This window comes from Paludifilum halophilum, assembly GCF_002245355.1.
GTDB lineage: Bacteria > Bacillota > Bacilli > Thermoactinomycetales > DSM-45169 > Paludifilum > Paludifilum halophilum.
This window is the reverse complement of record NZ_NOWF01000022.1, coordinates 1-6,865: the sequence shown is the minus strand read 5'-3', so window position 1 is coordinate 6,865 and position 6,865 is coordinate 1. Positions and strand designations below refer to the sequence as shown.

The 6,865-nt window shown below is 44.4% G+C and carries 9 protein-coding genes; all 9 read right to left on the bottom strand.

Annotation, left to right across the window (positions count from 1 at the left end):
• Positions 1-102: 102 nt before the first annotated feature.
• Complete coding sequence (locus tag CHM34_RS18140) at positions 103-402, bottom strand: head-tail connector protein (RefSeq protein ID WP_141201770.1); 300 nt, start codon at positions 400-402, stop codon at positions 103-105.
• Positions 402-866: a hypothetical protein gene (locus CHM34_RS18135; protein WP_094266020.1), complete on the bottom strand. Its 465-nt coding sequence runs from the start codon at positions 864-866 to the stop codon at positions 402-404. The genes CHM34_RS18140 and CHM34_RS18135 overlap by 1 nt, the downstream gene beginning before the upstream one ends.
• On the bottom strand, positions 866-2,065 hold the full coding sequence (locus tag CHM34_RS18130) for a phage major capsid protein (protein WP_094266019.1): 1,200 nt from the start codon (positions 2,063-2,065) through the stop codon (positions 866-868). Before CHM34_RS18130 ends, CHM34_RS18135 begins: the two co-directional genes overlap by 1 nt.
• Positions 2,066-2,078: 13 nt before the next feature.
• A complete protein-coding gene (locus CHM34_RS18125; RefSeq protein ID WP_141201769.1) occupies positions 2,079-2,645 on the bottom strand; it encodes an HK97 family phage prohead protease in 567 nt (188 codons plus the stop codon).
• Entirely contained in the window at positions 2,599-3,813 is a 1,215-nt protein-coding gene (locus CHM34_RS18120; protein WP_094266017.1) for a phage portal protein, read from the bottom strand. The genes CHM34_RS18125 and CHM34_RS18120 overlap by 47 nt, the downstream gene beginning before the upstream one ends.
• 31 nt (positions 3,814-3,844) lie before the next feature.
• Positions 3,845-4,279, bottom strand: a complete 435-nt coding sequence (locus CHM34_RS18115) for a hypothetical protein (protein WP_094266016.1) — start codon at positions 4,277-4,279, stop codon at positions 3,845-3,847.
• 12 nt (positions 4,280-4,291) lie between these two features.
• Complete coding sequence (locus CHM34_RS18110; protein ID WP_094266015.1) at positions 4,292-5,977, bottom strand: terminase large subunit; 1,686 nt, start codon at positions 5,975-5,977, stop codon at positions 4,292-4,294.
• Entirely contained in the window at positions 5,970-6,332 is a 363-nt protein-coding gene (locus CHM34_RS18105) for a hypothetical protein (protein WP_094266014.1), read from the bottom strand. Before CHM34_RS18105 ends, CHM34_RS18110 begins: the two co-directional genes overlap by 8 nt.
• 156 nt (positions 6,333-6,488) lie before the next feature.
• Positions 6,489-6,776, bottom strand: a complete 288-nt coding sequence (locus CHM34_RS18100; RefSeq protein ID WP_094266013.1) for an HNH endonuclease — start codon at positions 6,774-6,776, stop codon at positions 6,489-6,491.
• Positions 6,777-6,865 lie beyond the last annotated feature (89 nt).

Genomic DNA, 6,865 nt, shown 5'->3' with positions numbered 1-6,865 from the left:
CCGACAGACATTTCATTGGCGAATACCTGCCGCTCCGTCTCCTGTTTGATCTGGTTCCCGATCTCATCTTCTATGATTTCAATCCCCACCAGGTGGATCACGTCATTGTGTCTCATTTGAACCACCGTTGTAATCACTTGCCAGGGCTAAGTGTTGTTTGAGCATGATATAAGACTGTGTAAAGCGCTCTGCCTCCGGATTATCGTAACCAAAATGTGCTTTACAATAGGTGATGATCGCTCGTTTAATGAGCGCATCCGTGTCGTCATTTACCTTCAAAGCAGAAACACCCGACTGAATTAAGTCCAGTCGGGCCGCATCAATCAAAGTTTCAATTTCATTATCAAATGCCGTATTTGCTGTGCTAATACGTAATGTTTGCTTTACATCATCCAACATAATTAAACACTCGCTTTCTTGCGAGTGCGTTTAGACTTGGTTTCTTTTTCTACTTGCGGCATTGCTAATACTTGTTCTTGCGATGGTGGCATTGTTCCATATTTACGGAAAAACGCCACCACTTCTCCGGCTTTTACAGAATGCAATGTGCACCCAATGTGATTTCCATCAGCAGGAACATAATGTTTTACCCTACCGTCTTCTGTACATTGGACAGCCGTTCCAGCGGGCAAATCCTCTACGGCCTCTACTTCCCAGATTGGGTTATCCTTGATAGCGACATTCACAAATTCACCTGCCTTTAGTTCTTTGCTCGTCACAAAATCAGGAATCCAACCCAAACGAGAAGGGATGAGATAGATAGTTTCCCATCCTTCTTCCGGGTCTCCTCCCGAATTTATACCACCTAACCCTAATAAACGATGAGCAGGGATATCCTCTACAACCTTAGCTTTAAAATTGGTCATTACCCTTCAACACCTCCGCCAGATGCTTTATTCAAGACAACCAAGGAGTTCTTATCGACAACTTTACCGTCAACAATCATGACAGCTTTCGTCACTTGATCGTCGGTTTCGTTATCTTCATAACGTTTCACACCCATTTGATAGTTCGTGTTCAAAATGTAGTCGGAGAAGTTGAACAAAAAAGCAAACGGGCTTTCATCTGCGGCAGTGTCGAAACTATCAACGTAATTGCACAATACGACATTCCGTCCCAAAAGAGTGCGCTCAGGACTACCATTGATGCCATAATTAACACGGGCAATGGGTTGTCCATTGTTGTCAACCATACCAACAAAGCTCATGAACGTTTTCTTCGTCATCACCCAAACAGCACCCGTTTCATATTCAAGTGGCAATGCGGATTCAGCATTAATCAGCGTTTGGTAATTGATTTCAGAAACATCAATGGATTGTCCAGCTTCAGGTATTTCAGTCAAAATACCCGTTGGCTTTCCGACACCATCACCGCTGATGATGGCTTGTTCAAGTGCTTTGGTCATAGCCTCGACAACATTGTTGATCAGAGTAGATTCAAAGACAGCCAAGGCCATTGTGTCCACTTCAAGCGAAACGGCAACCGCACAGCGCAACTTGTGGTAAGCAAAGGTAATCTGTCCGGTTGTTTTCTTTTGCTTGTCACTTCCTTGTCCTTCCGCCACCCATGTTGCAACAGGCTTTACAGTGGATGTCGGAACGGTTACCCCACCACGAATAGCTGTACGTGTAACAAGGGGAAGAATCATGCCCGTTGCTTCCAACTTCTCAACAATCCGGTTTAAAACCGTCTCCGGAATAACAGACCCCACATCTGTGGTGTAAGTCACTTCATCCTGTCTCAATTCGGCAGGGATCTTATCACCACGCAATACATAATTCATAAACGCTTTGCGGTACTCAATAGAGTCTGTTCCAAGTTCACGGTTTTCTGTTTTTTGTTGAGCATTGAATGTCTCAATCGTCCGAGTTTGCGTTTCTCCGCTATCAATCTGTTTTGTTTCTTCCAACAAACGCTTGCGAGTTTCCAATTCTTCAAGCTCTGCGTTCAACTCACGGACTTCTTTTTCAAGCGCCTTCAAATCTACATCTTTACTGCGTTTTTCATCGTTCAAAATCTCATTAATCTCAGCTTTACGCCGCTTGATTTCCTCAATTCTGTTCATAATTGAATCACTCCTATAGATTGTTTAAGATAAAAATTTTAGACCTTAACTCTTCATGTTTTTGCTTAAGTGGATCGTATCCCCTCGCACTTACCTGGCTATCTGGATAAGCCGGGAAGGCGACGGCTGATACTTCCAGCAATCTCGCTTTCGTTACAGTTCGCAATGGCAAGTCATCGTCTGGTTCTTCCAGATCATGACTAATCATTTGAAAGCCAAAGCTTACTCCATCCACATCACCCCTTTTAATAGATTTGTAAGTGTCTTCTCCCAGAGTCGTATTCGGCAAGTCCAGCTCAAAACGCAGCCCAGTATCATCTTCTTGCAAACGCAAAGTATTATTTTTGGTTCGTCCTAACACTTTAGATGCGTCATGAGACCATAAAAAACGCTGATCGTCTTTTTGAAGAGAATCAGCGAAAGCACCTTTTTGAAATTGTTCACGGAACTTGCGGAAGTATCCCAGCACATGAGATTTCTTTTCCCATTTGACAGCATACCCGCTTATTGTTCGTTTGCCGTCTTCGTTTTCCCTAATCTGAATTTCCTGAGTCATTTCCCGTGTTTCCGTCTTGTCCATCATCCTCACCTCCTTCACTGACCGGAGCAGTATCCAAACGTCTGACAGGTTTGTCGCCACCTTCGATAGGTGCAAGGTTCAATATTTTCCTCCATTCGTTAGGAGTAAGCGCCCCTCGATCAACCATGCGTTCAAGTCCCAACTTTGTATTCATTGAAGCGTATTGCAGGCTGATGGATTCAAACACAATCCTGTTCCCATGTCCGCGTTCACGCCGGGTAAACAGCTTTCGGGTGTACTCGTTCGCCAACTGCATAGACACTGGTTCTATGACTGATTCGTAATAAGCGTTCCACTCATCTTCTGTATAGTTGCTTTGGACGATCTTCTTATTGGTGTTAAAAAAATCATAGATGCGCTCAACGACATTCGCCATCTGATGTTCATTCGGCACATAATTTTTTGGATCAACTTGTTGGGCATCAGCTTTTGCATCCACAGCCGCCGCACCAATTGTCTTGCTATCCGATGATAAAAAGTCATTCACGAATCTTTCAGTTTCACTGGTGATGTCCTCTGGTCTCAAAGTCTGGTTAAATTTCAATAACCAGCGGATGCTGTTTGAGTTCTTGATGGCCTTGACCATGCCTTGGTCAATCGTCTTGACGACATCCATCAGATCAATAAGCGCTTCCTGCGGGCTATCTCCAAACAAGTTGTGATTGTTAAAATCCTGCCTCAAATGAATAACATCTGAATACGGGGCAACCATTCGTTTCCCATCTTCAAAATAAAAGCGAAGAAACATGTCACCTTTTGGCCCCTCTAGCATTTCCACTTCGATTGCAGGAATAGGGTAAATTTCAGTAGGGAGTAAGGCGTTCTCGTCCCTTTTTATCAAGGCAAAAGCATTGTTGTTCAGTTCTAATTGTACGGCCAGTTTTTCCTGTAGCATTTGACCGCTCATTAAAGGATTGGGATCTTGTAGTAACAGTTTTATGTTAGGGTCAGGACTCTCAACAAAACCGTTCTGATTGTCACGGATGTGTTTACCTACCAACTTACCTATTGCCCGGGCTTTCGGACGGATGCACGCTCTGACAATATCACTTTTATATACGTTCCCTTTCCAAGCGTAAAACCCATCGCCTAAATCAGTAATGAGTTTATAACTTGTAACCGGGCGTTGTTTGGTTAGTTTCCCAAACATCCATTCTACCAATCCAATCTAAATCACCCCCCTTCCTATTCCATCATTGCTATGTCGCAATAATCCCCGCCGCTCTTAATGCCGCCAACAATTCATTCATTTTTTCTTCTAATGTTGCAACGTCAGGAGCATCCACACTATCTGCAACTGCTGCAGCTTGGCTGGCTGTTAGTTTGGAATTAAGTTCAGTTTGAAGATTATTAACTTCGCTTATTTCGTGCGTATGTGATTGTGGAGGGAATGAAGTAGGTTTATTCTGTACGTCTTCCCATGACACCGTTCCCCCACCAACCCCTTGCAGTAAAGACACCAAACTGTAAATGTTGCCGTCCTCCCCTATGATCTTATCGCCTTGCGGTGCATAAGAGTTTATGTCTACCGCTTGGCTTGTAATGGGAGTGCCACCCCCGAGCAGATCGACAATGTTATGCGTTTGTCCATCATCCGTTTGGATGCGTCCGCTTCTCGGGCTGTAATTCGGCATCGTTATCACTCCTTAAATCAGGTTGACATAATCTTGATGCTTGTCCTGATAAATGACATAAGCATTGAGCATGGCAGCCGCGCCATCAATGCGTCTTTTTTGTTGTTTCCCTTTGGACGGCTGGATGTTGTCGTTCTTGTCTACGTCAATATTTGTATTTGACAAACACCATTTTGTAATGGGGTTGTTGCCGTAGTTAATCCGTTTCGCTTCCAAATCTGCTCCCATGGATTTCATCGGACCGGATAATGTTTTCTTTCCCTGGACGACCGGGATCATCGAATCCTTGCCGAAGTTGTTTTGCATGTCCTCAACAAAATACGTCGCACTCCATGAGTCATAGCCCACCCAAGGAAGATATAGATCATACTCGTTTTGCAATTCCAGAAACCATTCGACCACAAGTTTGTAATGAACTTTATTTCCTGGTGAAGTTCTTAAAAGTCCCTGTTCTTTCCATATATCATAGGGAACACGGTCTTCATGCACCCGTTTTTCAAGTAAATCCTCTGGCAACCAATACATATGTGTGACATATACGGTGTCATCATCCGGCACTTGAAACAAGGCACATGCCGCAGTTAAGTCCGTTGTGCTGGATAAATCACATCCCCCAATGCCGTATCTTGGTTTCAACTCTTTGATATTGAATGTCGCTTGGTTATTTAGTTGCTCAAATGTCAACCACGCTTCCGAAGTAGTTTCTCTAATATTAAAATCCTTTGTCAGTAAGTTCTTGACCAACAAAGGATTCGCTTTAGCTTTATTAACTTTACGTTCCAGCTCATCACGATTTTTGATGGTTCCTAATCCCGGATTTGCTTTTCTCCATGCATCCGGATTCGTCCATTCTTCGCGCTTATCCAGTTCGTAGATGATCGGTAATACGTGCTCATCCTTATAGCCATTTGGGTCATCATAACCATTGATAATACGTTCACACTCATCATATTTGATATCGAAGATCCCTTCACGAACCGTCCCCGCTGTCGTCGTGATAATTGACAAGGGTTGTTCCCTAGCTGTCATACCATCAACGATCACGTCATATAGGTTTTTATCCTCGATTGCGTGAAGCTCATCGATCAGTGCGCAATGAACGTTGAGACCATCCAAGGTGTTACTATCACTGGATAGTGGCTTAAACGACCCATCGTTAAAGTCTGACAGCAATTCAGCTACCAGTGAACGGATTCTCTTGCGTAATACAGGAGACTTTTTGACCATGCGCTTGGATTCTAACCATACAATTTTTGCTTGATCCTTTTTTGTAGCAGCGGATACGACTTCCGGACCAGGCTCCCCGTCGGCAAGCAGCATATATAAAGCAATTGCCGATCCCCAAGCAGATTTCCCATTCTTCCGGGCAACAATCAAAATAAACTCCCGGTATTTGCGCGTACCGTCTATTTTGTGCACAAAGCCAAACAGCGCCGCCGTCATTGCTTTTTGCCACAGTTCCAATTTAAACGGCTGCCCACCCATTTTACCCTTACTGTGTTTGCAAAAGTTTTCGATGAACTCCAAGGCATGATTGGCTCGCTTGGAGTTGTATTCCCATTCACTGTTTGCATCGTTCATATCAATGACCAGCTTTTTGTATACCCGTTTCACCTTGTCGGAAACGATCTCCTCGCCGGTCTCAATCTTATTCCAGTATTCGAGGATGGGATTATAGTCAGTTTCGTATTTAATCACGCTCCATCACGAACGATTCAAATCCATCGTCTTTTTCTTTGGGTTCCTCTCTTGGCAGAAGATCAGCCAGTTGTTTTACGACCGTAGTATATCGCTGAATCATCGTGTTGTATGTTCGTACAGCCGGGTGTTCGCGTAAAATCGAATACTCACCTTGCGGCATCGAGTCCACCGGACCCTGTTCATCAATCATTCGCCTCAACTCTTCCAGCGTCGCTTGCATGAATGCAGCCTCTTGAATCAGGCCATCAGCAACCTGTTTCTTTTTCCCTTCCAAGTCTTTATAGATCCGCTTTAATCTCCGCACTTCTTTCTTAATCCGGTCTTCTTTCGTCAATTCTTTTTTTCTCGCCATTTATATCACCTCATGGATCACTTCATGGATCACTTCATGGATCACCTCTTTAAGCTCTACATAGGGGTGGGGGTCATGGGAAAATCCCCTGTGTATTGCGCGGAGGTCCCCGCCTCGGTCCCCAACAGCCAACCAACAAAAATAAAAAAGGGGGGGCTATGCCTCCACGAGATCCCCAGACTCATCAAACTTCAATCCATCTCCAGTTGGCTTGGTGCCATGATGCTCATTGTTGTGGCAATCTTGACAGAGGAGCTCAAGGTTCTCCCAATTTAAACTCACATCAGGGTTATCGATGTTGTCTGGTGTCAGGTAGATCTTATGGTGGACGATTTTTCCCGGCCTGCTGCATCTCTCACACAGCCCATGTCGGGAAACAAAATAAGCATCGCGACAATCTCGCCATGCCTTGCTTTTATAGAATGACTTAGCCCATGCTTTCATACATACTCACCTCATTACTCGCCAGGCCACCGACTGCGGGTTCCTCACTCCACTGCTCGATACCTTTCCCCGATACGGCGGTGCCTGGA